Consider the following 19,200-nt stretch of genomic DNA (forward strand, 5'->3'; position numbering starts at 1 on the left):
AAGTTACTATGATAGAGGGGGAGACGAAATATGACAGTGAAAATCGGTGTAATTGGTGCTGGTTCCATTTCAGACAGTCATTTACAATCTTACTCAAAAAATGCAGAGGCCGAAATTTATGCAATTTGTGATCTGAACGAACAACGAGCACAGGAAAAAGCAAAAATATACCAAGCGACAAAAGTGTATAGAAGTTATCAGGACTTACTCCAAGACGAAAACGTGGAGGCTGTCAGCATTTGTACTTGGAACAACTCGCATGCGGAAATTGCTATTGCTGCCTTAGATGCAGGTAAGCACGTTCTGGTCGAAAAGCCATTGTGTAAAACAGTAACAGAGGCGCTCCAGGTAGAAGAAGCGGTCAACCGAAATCAAAAGGTGTTACAAGTAGGCTTTGTGCGCCGGTATGCGACAAATACACAAATCATTAAACAATTCGTCGATTCCAATGATTTAGGGGACATTTATTATGCAAAAGCGACTTGTCTCCGGAGACTAGGTAACCCCGGTGGTTGGTTTGCTGATAAAGAGCGGTCAGGTGGCGGTCCATTAATCGATTTAGGTGTGCATATTATTGATGTTTGCTGGTATTTAATGGGCAAGCCAAAGGTTGCGTCCGTAAGTGGCAACACATATGCGAGACTGGGTAATCGTTCCAATGTTAAACACTTATCCTTTTACAAAGCGGCCGATTATGATCCTGACAAAAATACAGTTGAGGATTTAGCTAATGCCATCATTCGCTTTGAAAATGGGGCATCGCTCATGGTCGATGTCAGTTTCACACTCCATGCCAAGGAAGACAGGATTTCGGTGAACTTGTATGGGGATAAAGGTGGCGCTGAACTTGAACCAGCCCTGCACTTAATTACAGAAAAAAACGACATCATATTAAATGCAACACCACAAACTGATAGTGCCTCTTTCGATTTTGTCCAAGCTTTTCAAAATGAAATTAATCATTTTATTGCTAGTGTCAAAGGGGAAAAAGAAACGTTAAGCCCAGTTCAAGACGGGGTTGAAATTATGAAAATCTTATGTGGTATTTATGAATCAAGTGAAAAGGGAAAGGAAATTCAATTAAACATTGACTGAGATAGGGAGTCTCTGACTTCAAAAAGAAGTCAGAGAATTCCTTTTTGCTTCCCAAAAAATCTGTCTTGGAAAGGTACCTTTTTATGATTTGGTTAATGAGGACATTTTATTTTAATTTTTTCTTATCAGTAGGAGCATTTCAATTCGTCAACTTATTTTATGTTAATTTTGGACTAAACTCTGGTCAAATCGGGTTATTGTTTGCAATAGGTCCATTTGTATTAATGTTTGCGCAGCCGTTATGGGGACTTATCACCGATTTCTTAGGCTCCCCGAAGCTAACCTTGATCATCATGACAATCGGAGCTACGATTACGGCGTTATTTTTTCCGTTAGCCACCGGATTTACGCACTTATTACTATTAAATATAGGATATTTTTTCTTTCAAAGTGCTATTCCACCGATTGCTGATGTGACGGTAATCTCCTTATTAGATGATACGGATGATTACGGGAAAATTCGGCTCTGGGGCTCGCTTGGATATGCCGTTAGCGTGTTGGTGATTGGGCGCCTATTGGATCTTTTCGGTCTCACCACCTTATTCTTCTTGCACAGTGCGTTTCTACTTGTGGCCTTCTTACTTGTGCTGAAAATACCGATAAAGGCGAATAGTAAAAAACGCTTTAAAGCGGTCGAGGCTGTCGGTTTATTCAAGAATCGGACGTTTATTGCCCTGTTACTTTTTAGTTTTTTCTTACAGCTGACTGTTCATGCAAATAACTCTTTTTATGCCATCTACCTACAAAATCTCGGTTCGACGGTGACGATTGTTGGCATTGCTTTATTAATCAAGTCTATCTTAGAAATCCCGTTTTTTGCCATGTCAAAGAAATTAATGGATAAATATTCCTATCCTGTTTTATTGTCATTAGTTGCAGTCATGTATGCGATCAGATGGCTCTTCTTAGGATTTAGCAACGAAATTTCAGTGTTGGTTGGCTCGCAAATTTTGTTAAGCTTATCTTTTAGTATCCAATATTTTGTAGCTGTTGCTTATGTTAATGCAATCACTCCACCTAACTATCGTGCAACCGGCCAAACAATTTACTGGGCTGTTACGCTAGGTTTAAGCGGTGTAGTTGGTAATTTGTTGGCAGGCTGGCTGCTGAACTATGTCACGATTTCCAGTATGTACAAGATAGCGATGGTAGTTGCATTATTAGCAGTTCCTTTGATTTGGTTAAAACCTTTTATCGAGGAAAGTATAGGATAAAGTTGTTATCTAGGAATCAATTGTGGTTAGGTTTTAAATATTGTTATAGCTGTCCAATAATTGTATAGCACCGAGCGCCTATCCCCTTAAGGCATTCATTGAAATATAGCAAAGAGCACCACAGATATTTCGCTTAGCTTGTCAGGGATAAATAAGTGTTACTTGAAATTTTGTTATTTATCAGTTATGAAAAAGAGCTGCTAGTCAGTAATAATTAATCCGATTAAGGAAGCGAATCGAACGGCCTGGTCTTGAGATACTTTACACCCATTTAAGTTTTCTAACGAGACAGTTAATGTTTCAAATGTTGATGTGCTAATGTCTATTCCTTTTAAGGCAGTTTGTTCAAAACTTGCTTCGTTCAAGTCACAAGCTAGAAATTCAAGCTTTTTTAATTTACAATCATAAAAGTCTGCTTGGACGAGGGAGGTGTCATGGTAGATGACTTTCTCTATCTTTGAATTCCCGAATCCTGCAAGCTTTAACAAGCAATCTTTAAACCTTACATTTCCGATACTAGATTCCGTTAAATCTACACCTAATAATTTACAGTTTATGAATTCGACGCGATGAATCGATGCATTTCTCAATACCGCATTAGATAAGTCGCAATTTTCAAATCGCACGTCGGTAATGTCTATGTGACGTAAGTCTGTTTGATTAAATGTACAGTTTTTGATGACTACATTTGATAACCTCGCCTTTTCCAATACCTCATTTTCAAAGTTTGAATCGATTATTTGACAGTTGTCAAATTCAGGATCTTCTTCATAGAAAAGATCAGCAAAACGCTTTATTGGTAATTCTTTTGCTACTTTTGGTAGATCAATTTTCATAGATATGCCTCTTCCTACTGTTAAATTGTTTCTTTAAATAGTAAATAAAGTGAAAATTAATTTCCAGCCTAAAGGTTACTGAATTTCTGGCGCCTGCTCCACACGTTTGATAAAGAAAGATAATAATAGACTGATGATTCCTATAATGATGATAGCAAAGTAGGTGTCATTAATTCCTTGGATGGATGCTTCCATTACCATTTGTGCTTTTGTTCCACCATTCGTACCAGCCCCTGCGATAATTTCCTCAAAATGTGATTTTGTTCGGTTTGTCATGATCGTCACGAGCAACGAAGTGCCAATTGCGCCTGCTACCTGTCTTGCTGTGTTGGAAATTGCTGTTCCGTGGGCGTGTAAACTTGCTGGTAATTGGTTTAGTCCGGCTGTTTGAATCGGCATTAAAAATAAAGCCATTCCAATTCGGCGACCTGCATACATCCAAATAAGGTATTGATAGCTGGTTGCATCGGTTAAAGTGGTAAAACCGTATGTTGTAACTAGTATAATAGTAATCCCGATTACGGATAACCATTTTGCTCCGAAACGATCAAATAGTTTTCCAACTACAGGACTTAACAATCCCATCAAAAGTGCACCAGGGAACATGAGTACACCAGCCTCTAAAGCAGTAAAACCACGGGCATTTTGTAAATACAATGGTAAGAGAATCATATCGGCATACATGACCATTGTGATGATGGAATTAATGATCGTCGTTAAGGAAAACATAGGATATTTAAAGGCACGAAGATCTAGGAATGGTTTGCTAGAAACCAATTGTCTCCAGGTGAAAAGACCAATCACTAGGACACCAATAGTAAGAGAAAGGATTACTTCACGATTAGACCAACCTTCAGTGCCTGCCTCGCTAAATCCGTAAAGAAGCCCCCCAAATCCAATCGTTGACAAAACAAGACTAATAAAGTCAAGTTTACTTTGGTCTGTTTCTGAGACGTTTTTAAGAAAAATAAACCCACAGATAATGAGTGCGATAATAAATGGTATTAGCCCATAAAACAAGATTTTCCATGGATACACATCCAAAACGTAGCCTGTCAGTGTTGGGCCGACAGCTGGAGCGAAAATAATTGCCAGGCCGACTGTACCCATTGCCGTCCCGCGTTTATGTGGTGGGAAAAGGGTCAACACAACATTCATTAATAGTGGCATTGTTATTCCGGTTGACGCTGCTTGTATGAGTCTTCCAGTAAGTAAGATAGGAAAAGTCGTTGCAACAGCAGAGACTAGCGTTCCGGCTAGAAAAATGAACATGGATGTTAGGAATAATTGGCGTGTCGTAAATCGCTTCATTAAGAAGCCGGTCACCGGTATAAGTACACCATTGACTAACATATATCCAGTAGTAAGCCATTGGCCAGTCGAAGCCTCGATTTGAAAATCCTCCATCAAGGTGGGCAAGGCAATCGTCATCGTTGTTTGGTTAAAGATTGTAAAGAAGGCACCTAAAATCATTATTGACAAGACAGGTCCTTTTTTGATTACAGTGGTGTTTGTTGTCGTATTACTACTCACACTTTTTCATCCTTTCCTAGTTGTTGATAATTTACAAAGTGTAGTATAATTTACAAAACATAAATTAAATTATAAAAGTAAAAAAAGGTAGTTACAACATACAGATGGATAGAATGTGTTAAATATTTAACATAAATAGGCTGTGTGTTGATTAACAAAGATAAATAAGACATTTCAAATCATGGTGTTGTTTATTTTAAAAGAAGCAAAAAATCTTTGTGCAAAGAGCGCCACGTCAGGTCTTGTCTTATGTCTGCCTTAGTCTAGCAAGGCGCCCTGCGCTTTTCTTAATAAAAAATCTCAGCATTCACCCAGTCCGAATCGAGGTTGAATTCGGACAGGGAAGAGCGAATCTGAGTTGATTGAGTCCGAATCGAGGGTGAATTCGGACAGGGAAGAGCGAATCCGAGTTGATTGAGTCCGAATCGAGGTTGAATTCGGACAGGGAAGAGCGAATCCGAGTTGATTGAGTCCGAATCGAGGGTGAATTCGGACAGGGAAGAGCGAATCTGAGTTGATTGAGTCTGAATCGAGGGTGAATTCGGACAGGGAAGAGCGAATCCGAGTTGATTGAGTCCGAATCGAGGTTGAATTCGGACAGGGAAGAGCGAATCTGAGTTGATTGAGTCCGAATTGAGGGTGAATTCGGACAGGGAAGAGCGAATCTGTGTTAATTGAGTCCGAATTGAGGGTGAATTCGGACAGGGAAGAGCGAATCTGAGTTGATTGAGTCCGAATTGAGGGTGAATTCGGACAGGGAAGAGCGAATCCCGCTCATCCGCCATTACGAGGCTTGACTTAGCTTGCCTTAGGCTGGGTAAGTCGCGACTTGCGCTTTTCTTAATAGAAAGAGGAGATGAGTTAGTGAAGGACCAACGGAAACAAACAGATCTACGAGTTGTTCGAACGCGGTATATGTTGAAAAATGCTCTAATTGAACTGTTACAAGAAGTGGATGTAAAAAAAATCACTGTAAACCGTCTTGCGCAACGGGCTACCATTAATCGTGTAACTTTCTATCACCATTATCACGATATTTCCGATATGCTAGAAAAGTTGGCTGATGAAATGATTGACGAGATTTCTGAAGTTTTAGGAGAACCGGCAGCTGCTCCAGAGTCTAATCATGAACAAAATCTAGAAATGCTGGAGAAATTCCTTTGCCATGTAGCGGAAAATGCCAAGTTTTATCAAACGATCCTTGGTTCGAGGGGGATTCCGATTTTTAAAGATCGTTTAGTAACATTTTTAACACGGTGGATGGTGATGAGGATAGATAGTAAGGGGAGTAACTCCTTCATTCAAAAGGCAGAAATTCAAAAGGATATTTTATTGTGGTATGATTCAGCCGCGATAATTGGTACGATTGAAGCGTGGCTGCGGAACGGCATGCCTTATACACCAGCCTATTTAGCTAAGCAATTTTATTTAATTCATCAACGCTTGATGGAGGTTTAGGTTCTAATCAGGTGCTGGTACAAGCCAAATGACAATTCCATGAAACTACTGACACCTAAGCCTAAAAAGGGCGACGGCGACACCAATGCACAAGGTTCCTAGGAGTACCAAGTGAAATGCCAACCAGTTAAATTTCGGCAAACAATTTTCTCTCCTTTAGACATAAGCTTTTCTGAATTATGATCGATGTAATTTGGTAAGGGGCTTAGGGTCAGTCTACATATCTCCTTCAATATATAGTGGAAATCTACAATAAATCACCTATCCTTTTTGAAAAAGCTCGGTCGTAATGGTTCGTTAATGACGATAAACATGAACTGCCGAATAATCTAAATCTAGTTTGGATTCGCAATCAATTTAAAAATGTCCTGTAGACTGTTTGCAAATAAGGACAAAAAATACGATGAATAAAGATATTTATTATTTTGCTATAATCCTTTACTATAGTGGTATAAAACGCTTTCAATAAGGGGTGAGGGTATGAGCAAATGCAGTATAGCAATTGATATTGGTGCATCGAGCGGACGGCTAATTGCAGGCTATATCGAAAATAGTCAATTGCAGCTAGTGGAAATTCATCGATTTGAAAATAAGTTAGTTGAAAAGAACGGCCATTTTTGTTGGGATATCGAGAAGCTTTTTTCAGAAATTAAAACAGGCATTGGTCGGTGTAAGAGCCAGGGGTTTACCCCGGTAAGTATCGGGATTGATACGTGGGCTGTCGATTTTGTTTTACTTGATGAAAACGATCAGCTGTTAACAGATGCTGTTGCATACCGTGACCCACGTACAGACGGGATGATGGAAGAGGTTTTCCAAAAAGTAAGTAAAGAAAGATTATATTTGGAAACAGGTATTCAGTTTCAAAAGTTTAATACAATTTACCAACTTTATTACTTAAACATGCATCAACCGGAAGTATTACAAAAGGCCAAGTCATTTCTGATGATACCGGATTATCTTAATTTTCTGCTAACAGGTAAGAAGGTGAATGAATATACGAATGCAACCTCTACGCAATTAGTCAATGCGTTCACGAAAAAATGGGATATCGAGTTACTCAATCAGCTAGGCATTAACACACAGATGTTCCAAGCTATTTTGCCTCCAAAAACAAAGTTAGGAAACTTAAGGGAAGAATTGGTCGAAGAATTCGGCTTTGACATGGAGGTCATTTTACCTGCTACTCATGATACCGGTTCTGCAGTGCTAGCAGTACCAGAAGTAAATAACACGATTTATATTAGCTCAGGAACGTGGTCGCTTATTGGTGTCGAAAACAAGTTCCCAATTTGTGTAACGAAAGCACTGGATTACAATTTCACCAATGAGGGTGGGGTAGACTATCGTTATCGGTTTTTAAAAAACATCATGGGACTTTGGATGATTCAAGAAGTGAAACGAAACTATAACGATCAATATGATTTTGCCGAGTTTGTTAAGCTTGCCAATGAAGCGAATAATTTTTCAGCAAAAGTTAATGTCGATGATGACCGCTTCCTAAAGCCAGATAACATGATTGAAGAAATTCAAAAGTATTGCATGGAAACGAATCAAGATGTGCCAAATACACCTGGTGAAGTGGCAAAGTGTGTGTTTGATAGTCTAGCAGTTAGCTACCAAACAGCGATTAATCAAATTGAAGAAATCTATGAAACAGAATTTGCAACAATCAACGTTATTGGCGGAGGCTGTCAAAATGAAATGTTAAATCAACTAATTGCCGATACGACTAACAAGGAAGTAGTAGCTGGGCCTGTCGAAGCTACTGCAATCGGGAATATCGTTGCCCAGCTGCTAGCACTAGGTGACATAGACGATATAAACGAAGCGAGAAACTTAGTTAAACAATCCTTTGAAATGAAAAAGTATCAAGCCATAACGGCATAAACGGGAGGAAATTACATGTCTGTTAAAGAAAACTTTGAAAAAGCGAAATTAGATTATGAAAGATGGGGAGTCAATGTAGAAGAAGCGCTGGAAAAATTAAAGAGTGTACCGATTTCTATTCACTGCTGGCAAGGGGACGATATTGGTGGATTTGAAGTCAATCAACAAGAATTATCAGGTGGGATTGATGTAACTGGTAATTACCCTGGGAAAGCTACCAATCCGGAACAATTGCGAAGTGATATTGAAAAAGCGTTATCACTTATTCCTGGGAAGCATCGCATTAATTTGCATGCCATTTACGGGGAAACAAATGGTGAAGTGGTCGAACGAGATGAAATCAAGCCAGAGCACTTTGAGAACTGGGTAAACTGGGCAAAGCAACATGGAATTGGTTTAGATTTCAACCCAACACTTTTTTCCCATCCAAAAGCGGAGGATGGCTTAACGCTAGCCCATCCAGATAAGGAAACTCGCGATTTCTGGATTAGGCATTGTATTGCTAGCCGAAAAATTGGCGAGTATTTCGGTAAGGAACTAGGTACCCCTGCACTAACTAATATTTGGATTCCAGATGGATATAAGGATATTCCGAGTGATCGTTTAACACCAAGACAACGATTAAAAGATTCATTGGATGAGATTTTTAAAGAAGAAATTGATGAGAAATATAATATCGATGCGGTAGAAAGTAAGTTGTTTGGGATTGGTTCTGAAGCGTATGTAGTAGGTTCCCATGAATTTTACTTGGGATATGCACTCAAAAACAATAAGCTTTGCTTGCTTGACACAGGACACTATCATCCAACAGAAGTAGTTTCGAATAAAATCTCTGCGATGTTACTTTATAGTGACCAGCTAGCATTACACGTATCTCGACCTGTACGTTGGGATAGTGACCATGTTATTGTGCTTGATGACGAATTACGAGAAATTGGCCTAGAAATTGTTCGTAACGATGCATTGGATAAAGTGATGATTGGACTTGATTTCTTTGATGCTAGTATTAACCGGGTTGCCGCATGGACAATTGGAACACGTAACATGATAAAGTCGTTGTTATATGCGTTACTTCTACCAAATGATACATTAAAACAATTCCAAGAGGAGGGTAACTTTACTGACCGCCTAGCATTGTTTGAGGAGTTCAAGACCTATCCATTTGGGGCAATTTGGGATTACTATTGTGAGCAAATGGAAGTTCCTGTAAAAGAAGCTTGGTTGGATGAAGTGAAGACATATGAGAAGGAAGTACTTTCGAAAAGGTAATGTTTGATGGTGGAGCCTAGTAGTTTATGCTACTAGGTTTTTGTCTGTGGACTGTTTTTGAGTTGTTTGCATCAGAAATCCAAACAAAAACAAATTATTAAATAATCTAAAACAAAAGTATTCAAAAACTGTTCAAAAATAAACAAATGTGTGTTATTCTGTGTTTAGCGAATAAACGGGGAGGAAATGACATTGGTACAAAACAAATGGGATAAGAATAAGGGGAATGTAGAAAGTGGTTTAGATCAGTTGGTTTATCGTTCAAATTTATTAGGGTCTGATAGATCTGTTGCTAACTGGGGTGGCGGCAACACGTCGACGAAATCAATCGAAAAGGACTTTCGTGGTAATGATATCGAAGTGATGTGGGTGAAGGGTAGTGGCTCTGACCTTGCAACAATGAAAGCAAAAAATTTCACAGGACTTAAAATGGAAGATATTCGTCCGTTAATGGAAAAGGAAGATATGTCCGATGCGGATATGGTTAGCTATCTTGCGCACTGTATGATTGATGCCAAGCATCCACGCTCATCAATTGAAACATTGTTGCACGCATTTTTACCATTCAAACATGTAGACCACACACATCCAGATGCTATCATAAGTATCGCTTGTGCAGATAATGGAAAAGAAATTGCAAAAGAAATATATGGTGATCGTTTTGTTTGGGTTCCTTACATCCGTCCTGGATTCAAACTATCAAAAATGATTGCAGAAGGTGTGCAAAATAATCCTAATGCGGAGCTCGTAATTATGGAGAAGCATGGTCTTGTTACATGGGGAGAAACATCGGAAGAAAGCTATCACAAAACAATTTCTATCATTCAAGAAGCAGAAGATTATATTGAAGCAAAAGCTACTGGTAAAATACTTTTTGGTGGTTCGAAGTACAAAGCTTTGTCTGCCGATGTAAGAAAAGAAGTTTTGGCAAAAGTACTTCCTGTCGTACGTGGTCAGGTAAGTTCAAACAAGAAAATGATTGTGACGTTTGATGATAGTGAAGAAGTATTAAACTTTGTCAACAGCCAAGATGCACAAGAGCTGGCTAAAATTGGTGCAGCGTGTCCAGATCACCTAGTACATACAAAGCGCACACCTTTGTTTGTTGATTGGGATCCTAGCACTAATGATGTTGATAGTTTAGTTGAAAGTGTTAAAGCGGGTATCGCTGCTTTTGAAGAAGAGTATGAGGCTTACTTCAATCGTAATAAATCAGATGGAGACAAAATGGTAGAAGCAGCACCACGTGTTGTGTTAATCCCGGGTCTAGGTATGATCAATACCGGTAAAAATTGGACAGCAGCTAACGTAAGTGAGTCACTTTATCATCGAGCAATTGCTGTTATGCGTGGGTCTACGACACTTGGTAACTTTGTTTCGCTTAATGAGGAAGAGTCTTATGCTATCGAGTATTGGCCACTTGAACTTTATAAGCTTAGCCTTGCTCCACCGGAAGCTGACTTTTCTCGGCAAATTGCTTTTGTAACGGGTGGTGCTGGTGGTATTGGTAGTGTAACGTGTATTCGTTTGGTCAGAGACGGAGCCCATGTTGTTGTCGCTGATATTAACCTAGAGGGTGCACAAGAACTTGCTAGTGAGATTAACGAGCGTTTTGGTGAGAACCGTGCGATTGCAGTGAAAATGGATGTAACTAGCGAAGCAGAGGTAGCTGAGGCTATTCAACAATCTATCTTAACGTATGGTGGCTTAGATATTATCGTTAACAATGCAGGTTTGGCCAGTTCTAGTCCATTCGAAGAAACAACGATGGATAGTTGGAATCTAAATATAAATGTACTTGTAACTGGATATTTCCTAGTAGCGCGGGAAGCATTTAAATTAATGAAGGAACAAGCGATTGGTGGAAACATGGTGTTTGTTGGTTCGAAAAACTCCATCTATGCTGGTAAAAATGCTGCAGCATACAGTACAGCAAAAGCTGCTGAGGTTCACTTAGCGCGTACTGTGGCAGCTGATGGTGGTCAGTATGGAATCCGTGTAAACTCCGTACTCCCTGATGCGGTTATCCGTGGTTCTAAAATTTGGGATTCTTCATGGAAAGAGGAAAGAGCTGCCTCTTACGGTATCGGAGCGGATGATCTAGAAGAACATTATCGTAAGCGTACGATTTTAAATGTGAATATCTTGCCGCAAGACATTGCAGAATCAATTGCATTCCTAGCTTCAGAAAAATCGGCTAAAACAACAGGTTGTATGGTTACTGTTGATGGTGGGGTAGCTGCTGCATTTACTAGATAATTATTTAACATACCGGATAGGGAGTTCATTGAAACTTCTTATCCGGTATTCAAGTAATTACGATATAATAGGGGATATAAAGTTAATGGTGAAGAAAGAAGGAGATGTCATGCTTGTTGCTGAAAGACAACAAAAGATCGTTGACTTAGTCAACGAAAGAAAAAGCATCCGCGTGACGGAATTAAGTAATATTTTTTCTGTTACCGAAGAAACCATTCGGAGAGACTTAGAAAAGCTTGAAAAAGAAAAACAACTGGCTCGTAGTCATGGTGGTGCGGTCAGTATTCAATCAAAAGATGATATCGAATTACCTTACTCTCAACGAGAAGTTATGAATGTGAAAGAAAAAAAAGAAATTGCACTTGAAGCCGTAAAACATGTTGAAGTAGGAGACAAAATTATTTTGGATGCAAGTACGACCGCTTGGTATATGGCGAAGGCGCTTCCGAATAAACCTATTACTGTCTTGACCAATTCAATTAAAGTAGCGATGGAATTAAGTGCGAAAAAGGAAATCACTGTTATATCTACAGGTGGAGTTTTATTGCCTGATTCATTGGCATATGTAGGACCACTAGCAGAAACTGCTTTAGATTCGTACCACGTTAATAAGGCTTTTATTTCTTGTAAAGGACTACACCTTGACCGAGGAATTAGTGAATCCGATGAGCAACAAGCAAGGATAAAGAAACAAATGATGGATATTACAGAATCGGTATATATCATGATTGACCATAGTAAATTTGGTGTACAGGCATTTTCGCGGATAAGTGGATTAGAAACGATTGATCATATTATTACCGATAGCAAAGTTGATTCTATAACAGTTGAGAAGATAATGGATAGATCGTTGAATTTGATGAAGGTGTAGTTGTTATTTTACTGAAATATATGAGAATAATGATTTTGTATAACGTATAAAAAATTATGTGCCTACTGATATAGAGATGTTGGCCAATTAGTAACATAAATGCTTTTATGTGACTTTTTTATTCGTTAATGTAACTAATTTGGTGACGTAAACGGCTTTATTTACCCAATAGAGACTGAAGATAGACCGTATTGGTAACATAAAAGAATTTTCGTTACAAAAAACCTAGTAGAGGTTGATAAGTCAGTAATATAAAAAAAGTATGTTCCCAATGGGTTAAAGAATATAGCGTTTTAGGAACATAAAAAAGTGTATGTTCCTGATTTAAGGGGAAAAACAGCTTGGAAGGGAATATAATCTCATTGGAATAAAGGGGAGGGAGCAAATTGAAAGTTTCCTTATTTATAACGTGTCTTGGTGATGTGTTTTATGTCAATGCAGGAAAGGCAACTGTGGAGTTATTAGAGCGATTTGGCTGTGAAGTTGATTTTCCAGATGCACAAACGTGCTGTGGCCAACCGGCTTACAACAGTGGCTACCGAGAAAGTACTAAAAAGGCAGCCAAGCATATGATTCAAACCTTTGAACATGCAGAATACGTCGTTAGTCCATCTGGTTCGTGCGCCTATATGTTTCATGAGTATGAGGAATTGTTCCAAGACGATCCGGTTTGGCAACAAAAGGCAAAGGAATTAAAGGGGAAAACATACGAATTAACCCAATTTCTCCTTGATGTATTAAAAATTGAAGATACTGGCTCAGAATTTCATGGTAAAGCAACCTATCATACATCGTGTCATATGACACGTCTTTTGGATGTCAGAGAAGCCCCGCTAAAATTGCTAAGTAACGTAAAAGGGTTAGAAATGATTGATTTACCTTACCGGGAGGCATGTTGTGGATTCGGTGGAACTTTTTCAGTGAAAATGCCGACCATTTCACAGCAGATGGTCGATGAAAAGGTAAACCATATTGAAGAAACGGAAGCAGAGTTTTTAATAGGCGCAGATGGTGGTTGTTTAATGAATATTGGTGGCAGGATTAACCGTGAGAAAAAGCCAATTAAAGTGATGCACATTGCAGAGATTTTGAATAGTCGAGGTGAAAGCTAATGCCGATGCATATTGGCGAAAAGAACTTTTCGAGTCGAGTTGATAAAGGTCTGAGTGATGGTTTTATGCGAGGGGCAGTTCGCTCTGCGCAGGGAAGGTTGCAAACTAATCGTGCAAAGGCTGCTGAAGAGCTTGGGGAATGGGAAGAGTGGCGTAACCTTGGTCAAGAAATTCGCCAGCATACGATGGAAAATTTGGACTATTACTTGGAACAATTAACCGATAAAGTAGCAGAGCTCGGTGGCCATGTTTTTTTTGCCAAAACAGCAGAGGAAGCTAACCAATATGTTAGTGATGTCATCAAGAAGAAAGGTGCCAAAAAGGTTGCAAAGTCAAAATCGATGGTGACCGAAGAAATTGCCTTAAATGATATTCTAGAAGCAAATGGTTGTGAGGTAGTTGAAACAGACCTCGGGGAATACATTTTACAAATCGATGACCATGACCCACCGTCGCATATTGTTGCACCTGCGTTACACAAAAACAAAGAGCAAATCCGTGATGTTTTCAAGGAAAAACTAGGCTATACGAAATCGGAAAAGCCTGAAGAGCTAACCTTGTTTGCTCGAGAAAAACTTCGCGAGGAATTTTTAGCAGCAGATGTAGGTATTACTGGTTGCAATTTTGCCATTGCTGAGTCGGGTTCGTTTGCGTTAGTGACAAATGAAGGCAATGCACGAATGGTTTCAACGCTCCCAAAGACACAAGTAACTGTGATGGGGATGGAACGGATTGTGCCGACCTGGGAGGATCTTGATGTAGTGGTTAGTTTGTTAACACGGGCGGCAGTCGGTCAGAAATTAACTAGTTATGTAACCGCTTTAACTGGTCCTAAAATCGAAGGGGAAGTTGATGGACCAGAGGAATTTCACTTAGTAATTGTTGATAATGGGCGTTCGAAAATTCTTGGTACCGAGTTCCAAGAGGCGCTTCATTGTATACGTTGTGCTGCTTGTATCAATGTATGTCCTGTCTATCGTCATGTTGGTGGGCATGCGTATGGTTCGATTTATCCTGGTCCAATTGGTGCAGTCTTAACTCCTTTGTTAGGTGGATATGATGATTACAAAGAGCTCCCTTATGCTTCCTCCTTATGTGGTGCATGTACGGAGGTCTGTCCGGTTAAAATTCCACTCCATAAACATTTAATTCAGCACCGCCAAAAGATTGCGGAGGAAGAAAAAAAATCTGGTTTGGCTGAACGGATTGCCATGCAGGCGTTTGGTCAATTAGCTGGTTCTGCGCAGCTTTTTAAGATTGCTACGAAGACAGCGCCGTTTCTTTCGACGCCGTTCGTGAAGGATGGGGTTATTTCCAATGGCCCGGGGCCGATAAAGGGTTGGACTTCTTCTCGTGACCTTCCATCACCGGCCAAAGAACGCTTCAGAGATTGGTTTAACAAGCGCAACAAAGGAGATGGTCAAGGTGCCTAAAGGTATGATTGAAAACAGAGAGGCTTTCTTAGATACTATTGCGACCCAGCTTGGTCGAAAGCGACGATCAAAAGGAGTGGAACGCCCTAACTTTCATCATCAAGTCCAATGGGATGTGCTTGCCGGACTATCTGAGAATGAGCTTGTTGATGTGTTGGAGGAGCAGTGCAAATCGATTCATACGAAATTAATCCGAACAAAGGAACGAGATTTAGCAAAAGCACTATTTGATGTTATTGATGATTACGGTGGAAAATCAGTTATCACATGGGACGATCCGCGATTTGGTAGTTTTCAGTTAGATGAACCATTTGAAGCTTGGAAAGAACGAGGGATTAATGTTCAAAAGTGGAATTCATCCAACGGGGCAGAGAGTCTTCACTTTGCTGAGAAGGCTGACGTAGGGATTACCTTTAGTGACATAACATTAGCAGAATCTGGTACGGTCGTTCTTTTTAGTGATAAAGGAAAGGGGCGCTCGGTAAGTCTCCTTCCTGCAACGTACATTGCGATTGTGCCAAAAAGTACACTTGTACCACGAATGTCCCAAGCAACTAGAGAAATTCACAATCGTGTTAGCGGTGGTGAACGTGTTCCGTCGTGTGTTAATTTCATAACTGGTCCGAGTAATAGTGCTGATATCGAGATGAATTTAGTTGTTGGTGTTCACGGACCAATCAAGGCGACATATGTAGTCGTTGAAGACCGATAAAATATAGTATAGTAGCAATTCCCAAGGTTTACGAAAGCCTTGAGAATTGCTGGCGTGCCTTGCGCTTTTCTTACAAGATAAGAAAGATAAAAAAATTGTCTAGCTCCGGCGCCTAGCCCCTCGGGGTCATAAGTCAATCCCTTTTGTGGCAAAGACCGCCACGTCAGGTCTTGTCTTATGCCTGTCGGGTCTGACCAAGGCGCCTACGCTTTTCTTTGTTGTCTAGCTCCGGCGCCTAGCCCCTCGGGGTCATAAGTCAATCCCTTTTGTGGCAAAGACCGCCACGTCAGGTCTTGTCTTATGCCTGTCGGGTCTGACCAAGGCGCCTACGCTTTTCTTATTATTTTTTCCAGTCAAGTACACCGTTGTCTTCGATGATACTAATTCCGACGTCAGAAATGTCAGGGTCTGAGAGAAGATTGTCCTGGACGCGGAATTTAATATCATCTGCAACGGCTAAGGATAGCCCTTCTCTTAGCTCAATTAATGCTTCAACGTGGTAGTAACGTCCTTCTTGGAGAATTCTAATTTTGTTTATATCGGTCACGTCTTCATCTTTAAAAATCATATTCGCTACACGCTCTTCAATATCTTTTGGTGCAGCAACGCCGATTAAACCAACCATGTTGTCATAACCGACGCGAAAGGCAACAGCAATCATAAGCAAGCCGATTAAGATCGTGACAAAGCCATCAAGGAGTTCAAAGTGGGTGATGGAAATAACAACTACAGCAAATAAGGCTAACAATGCACCTGTAACAGCGACAAGGTCTTCGTAAAATACAAGTCGTGTTGGGGGAGCTGCTCTACCGACATTTTTAAACGCTCCTCGTACAATCCCAAGTCCCTTTGCGTTCGACCGTGATTCAATGTTTATTTCTTTCATTGCCTTAATAAGAATCGCTCCATCAACGGTAATGTTGAGAAATAACACAAGTAAGTTGAGTAGAAAGCCACCTCCTTCTGAACCTTCTGGCTCTTGTAAGAGGTGCCATCCTTCCCGGATTGTTTCATATGCCATGATTGTTACAACAATAACAGCAACCATACAAAAAATATTAATGACTCGGCCAAATCCGGTTGGAAACCTAGTTGTAGGCTGTTTTTCTGCTAAAATACTTCCAATGTATACAAAGCCCTGGTTGACGGCATCGGCTGACGAGTGCATAGCTGTAGCGAACATTGCACCACTTCCACTAACCGCCCCAGCGATGAATTTCGATGCTGCAATAATAGCATTACCAATCATAGCAATTCCAGATGATTTGTTTCCCTTTTTTACTATGCTAATTATAGAATCTTGCACTCTTATCTTCCCCTTAATTAAGTGTTTTACGGACACGTCCTACATATCAAGTTTATCATTGACTATTTGATGTAAACCTATTCGTCGTTTCTGTTGCTTTCTTTTTCTGCGTTAATAGCAATAAGCTTTTCGAAAACAGCATAAAATTAATTAAATTTGGTGATCTATTATGGTAAAATGTTAAATACAGTACCAGTAAAAAGGAATATGAGGCAAATGGGCAAGTACATGGTTGACCTGGTGCTAAAATTTCAAACGTTGTTAAGGGGGAATTTTTCTTGGAAGGCGAGTCGGTCAGTATATTATCTTTTGTAGTAATGTTTTCGTTGATTTTGTTAAATGGCTTTTTTGTTGCAGCGGAATTTGCGATTGTGAAGATAAGACCAACAAAAATTGAACAACTAGAGCGGGAAAACAATCGAAGAGCAAAGTTTGTTAGAAAAGTTGTTGATGAAATGGATATGCATTTAGCAGCAGCTCAGCTTGGAATTACGTTAACATCGCTAGGTATTGGTTGGATTGCTGAACCGTCGATTGCGGTATTAATCGAAAATGCTTTTCGCTTTATGGAGCTTAACATTTCTGCTACTGTTGTTCAAACCATCTCCTTTGTCATTGCATTTTCGATTGCGACTTATCTTCACATTACGATTGGAGAACAGGTGCCGAAAATGTGGGCCATTCAAAAAAATGAAAATGTTAGTCTAATGGTTGCTCTTCCGCTATATATATTTTGTAAAATCACCTACCTACCTATTCAGGTTTTAAAGAAGTCTACTGATGTCATGCTGAAGGTAGTCGGAGTAGATTCTAGAAATGAGGAGGAAGCACATTCTACAGAAGAAATTAAAATGATTCTTTCAAGAAGTCCTGATTTAGGGCCAGAGCAGCAAAAGATGCTGACAAAGATCTTTGATTTTGACGATCGTTTTGTTCGGGAAATCATGGTACACCGAAAAGATATGGATATCATTTATATTGAAAACGATAGGAAAGAAAATATCGCTTATATTAAGGAAAGTAAACACTCTCGGTTCCCTGTTTGTGGTGAAGACCGGGATGATATATTAGGGTTTATCAATGTTAGGGACCTATATAGTATGGACGAAGATGGTCAAGAAGTTGACCTCAAACAAGTAATAAGGAACATACCGAAAATATATGAGATGAGGCCGATAAAACAAGCATTAAAAGAAATGCAAAAAGGCCACTATCAAATGGCGATTGTCACGGATGAATATGGAGGAGTATCCGGGCTAATTACGATTGAGGATATTTTAGAAGAAATCGTAGGTGAAATCCAAGACGAATATGATAATGAGGTTGAGCCGATAAGGAAGTATCAGGATAAGATTCGTGTGGATGCAGGTGTCCTGATTGATCAAGTAAATGATGAGTTGAGTTTAAACTTAGAAGAGATTGATGGAATTGACACGATTGGTGGCTATATTTTGACAAAGATCGAAAATCCTCCAAAAGTCGGTCAAACAATTGAACTGGACGATTTTGATGTCAAAATTTTAGAGACCGAGGAAAATCGAATTAAATTATTGGAATTTAAGCAGATTGATGAGAAAGAAAAGTTGGTAGAGATAAGTAAAGAACAGCATCATGTAAGTTAATCCTTTTATTTGTAAACGTTAACATAAATAAAGAATTTTGTCCTCCTGTTGACTTCTTTTTAAATCGTGTTATTATAAATATGAAAATTGAATTAGTAATTATCTTCCACTAGGGGGACCTTCTGTAAGTTTAACTTGCATAGAGGTTGAGATTAAAGTGAATGCTTTAAGACCCTTAGAACCTGATCTGGTTGATACCGGCGTAGGGAAGTGGAGTTGCGGATCCAGTATGTGTATGGTTTTGTATGTGTACATACTATTTATTTCCAATACAACCACTTTCTTATCTATTGAGAAAGTGGTTTTTTTGTTGCAAGAAAAAGCAAGGCTTGTCTTACGCTTTTCGGAGCTGATCAAGGCGCCTACGCTTTTCTTGTCTAGCTCCGGCGCCTAGCTCCTCGAGGTCGTAAGTCAATCCTCTCCATGGCAAAGAGCGCCATTACAAGGCTTGTCTTACGCTTGTCGGAGCTGATCAAGGCGCCTACGCTTTTCTTGTCTAGCTCCGGCGCCTAGCTCCTCGAGGTCGTAAGTCAATCCTCTCCATGGCAAAGAGCGCCATTACAAGGCTTGTCTTACGCTTGTCGGAGCTG

The 19,200-nt window shown here is 39.7% G+C and carries 14 protein-coding genes and 1 riboswitch; of the genes, 11 read left to right on the top strand and 3 right to left on the bottom strand.

From position 1 onward, the window contains the following. Window positions 1-30 precede the first annotated feature (30 nt). Both NC799_RS14215 and NC799_RS14220 read left to right on the top strand, forming a co-directional pair. On the top strand, window positions 31-1,095 hold the full coding sequence (locus tag NC799_RS14215; protein WP_272447103.1) for a Gfo/Idh/MocA family protein: 1,065 nt from the start codon (window positions 31-33) through the stop codon (window positions 1,093-1,095). 83 nt (window positions 1,096-1,178) lie between these two features. Then, entirely contained in the window at window positions 1,179-2,309 is a 1,131-nt protein-coding gene (locus NC799_RS14220) for an MFS transporter (protein ID WP_272447104.1), read from the top strand. A 200-nt stretch (window positions 2,310-2,509) separates the two neighbouring features. On the opposite strand, the gene NC799_RS14225 is transcribed toward NC799_RS14220, so the two are convergent. Together NC799_RS14225 and NC799_RS14230 are read right to left on the bottom strand one after the other, a co-directional pair. Beyond that, window positions 2,510-3,145: a pentapeptide repeat-containing protein gene (locus NC799_RS14225; protein ID WP_272447105.1), complete on the bottom strand. Its 636-nt coding sequence runs from the start codon at window positions 3,143-3,145 to the stop codon at window positions 2,510-2,512. Window positions 3,146-3,220: 75 nt separating this feature from the next. Continuing rightward, entirely contained in the window at window positions 3,221-4,678 is a 1,458-nt protein-coding gene (locus tag NC799_RS14230) for a DHA2 family efflux MFS transporter permease subunit (RefSeq protein WP_417006691.1), read from the bottom strand. A gap of 864 nt (window positions 4,679-5,542) precedes the next feature. Between NC799_RS14230 and NC799_RS14235 the strand changes: the two genes are divergently transcribed. The 8 genes from NC799_RS14235 to NC799_RS14270 all read left to right on the top strand — a co-directional run bounded on the left by NC799_RS14235 (window position 5,543) and on the right by NC799_RS14270 (window position 15,682). After that, complete coding sequence (locus NC799_RS14235; RefSeq protein ID WP_272447106.1) at window positions 5,543-6,136, top strand: TetR/AcrR family transcriptional regulator; 594 nt, start codon at window positions 5,543-5,545, stop codon at window positions 6,134-6,136. 480 nt (window positions 6,137-6,616) lie between these two features. Next, entirely contained in the window at window positions 6,617-8,026 is a 1,410-nt protein-coding gene (rhaB, locus tag NC799_RS14240; RefSeq protein WP_272447107.1) for a rhamnulokinase, read from the top strand. A 15-nt stretch (window positions 8,027-8,041) separates the two neighbouring features. Then, the gene (gene rhaA / locus NC799_RS14245) at window positions 8,042-9,295 is read left to right on the top strand and encodes an L-rhamnose isomerase (RefSeq protein WP_272447108.1); all 1,254 of its coding nucleotides are present in this window, start codon (window positions 8,042-8,044) and stop codon (window positions 9,293-9,295) included. Window positions 9,296-9,481: 186 nt separating this feature from the next. Further along, window positions 9,482-11,554 (top strand): bifunctional aldolase/short-chain dehydrogenase, encoded by a 2,073-nt coding sequence (locus NC799_RS14250; RefSeq protein ID WP_272447109.1) that lies wholly within the window; start codon window positions 9,482-9,484, stop codon window positions 11,552-11,554. 109 nt (window positions 11,555-11,663) lie between these two features. Further along, window positions 11,664-12,425, top strand: a complete 762-nt coding sequence (locus tag NC799_RS14255; RefSeq protein ID WP_272447126.1) for a DeoR/GlpR family DNA-binding transcription regulator — start codon at window positions 11,664-11,666, stop codon at window positions 12,423-12,425. Between the two features lie 386 nt (window positions 12,426-12,811). Continuing rightward, window positions 12,812-13,537, top strand: a complete 726-nt coding sequence (locus NC799_RS14260; protein ID WP_272447110.1) for a (Fe-S)-binding protein — start codon at window positions 12,812-12,814, stop codon at window positions 13,535-13,537. Next, window positions 13,537-14,970 carry a LutB/LldF family L-lactate oxidation iron-sulfur protein gene (locus tag NC799_RS14265; protein ID WP_272447111.1) on the top strand — a complete coding sequence of 478 codons (1,434 nt, stop codon included), beginning with the start codon at window positions 13,537-13,539 and terminating at the stop codon, window positions 14,968-14,970. The genes NC799_RS14260 and NC799_RS14265 overlap by 1 nt, the downstream gene beginning before the upstream one ends. Then, window positions 14,954-15,682: a LutC/YkgG family protein gene (locus NC799_RS14270; RefSeq protein WP_272447112.1), complete on the top strand. Its 729-nt coding sequence runs from the start codon at window positions 14,954-14,956 to the stop codon at window positions 15,680-15,682. Before NC799_RS14265 ends, NC799_RS14270 begins: the two co-directional genes overlap by 17 nt. Before the next feature lie 340 nt (window positions 15,683-16,022). On the opposite strand, the gene NC799_RS14275 is transcribed toward NC799_RS14270, so the two are convergent. Continuing rightward, window positions 16,023-16,988, bottom strand: coding sequence for a cation diffusion facilitator family transporter (locus NC799_RS14275; RefSeq protein WP_272447113.1), 966 nt, complete (start codon window positions 16,986-16,988; stop codon window positions 16,023-16,025). A 278-nt stretch (window positions 16,989-17,266) separates the two neighbouring features. On the opposite strand from NC799_RS14275, the gene NC799_RS14280 reads away from it, so the two are divergent. Next, a complete protein-coding gene (locus NC799_RS14280; RefSeq protein WP_272447114.1) occupies window positions 17,267-18,610 on the top strand; it encodes a hemolysin family protein in 1,344 nt (447 codons plus the stop codon). Between the two features lie 101 nt (window positions 18,611-18,711). Continuing rightward, window positions 18,712-18,836, top strand: a riboswitch (TPP riboswitch). Window positions 18,837-19,200 lie beyond the last annotated feature (364 nt).

Source organism: Aquibacillus salsiterrae, assembly GCF_028416595.1.
Classification (GTDB): Bacteria; Bacillota; Bacilli; order Bacillales; family Amphibacillaceae; genus Aquibacillus_A; species Aquibacillus_A salsiterrae.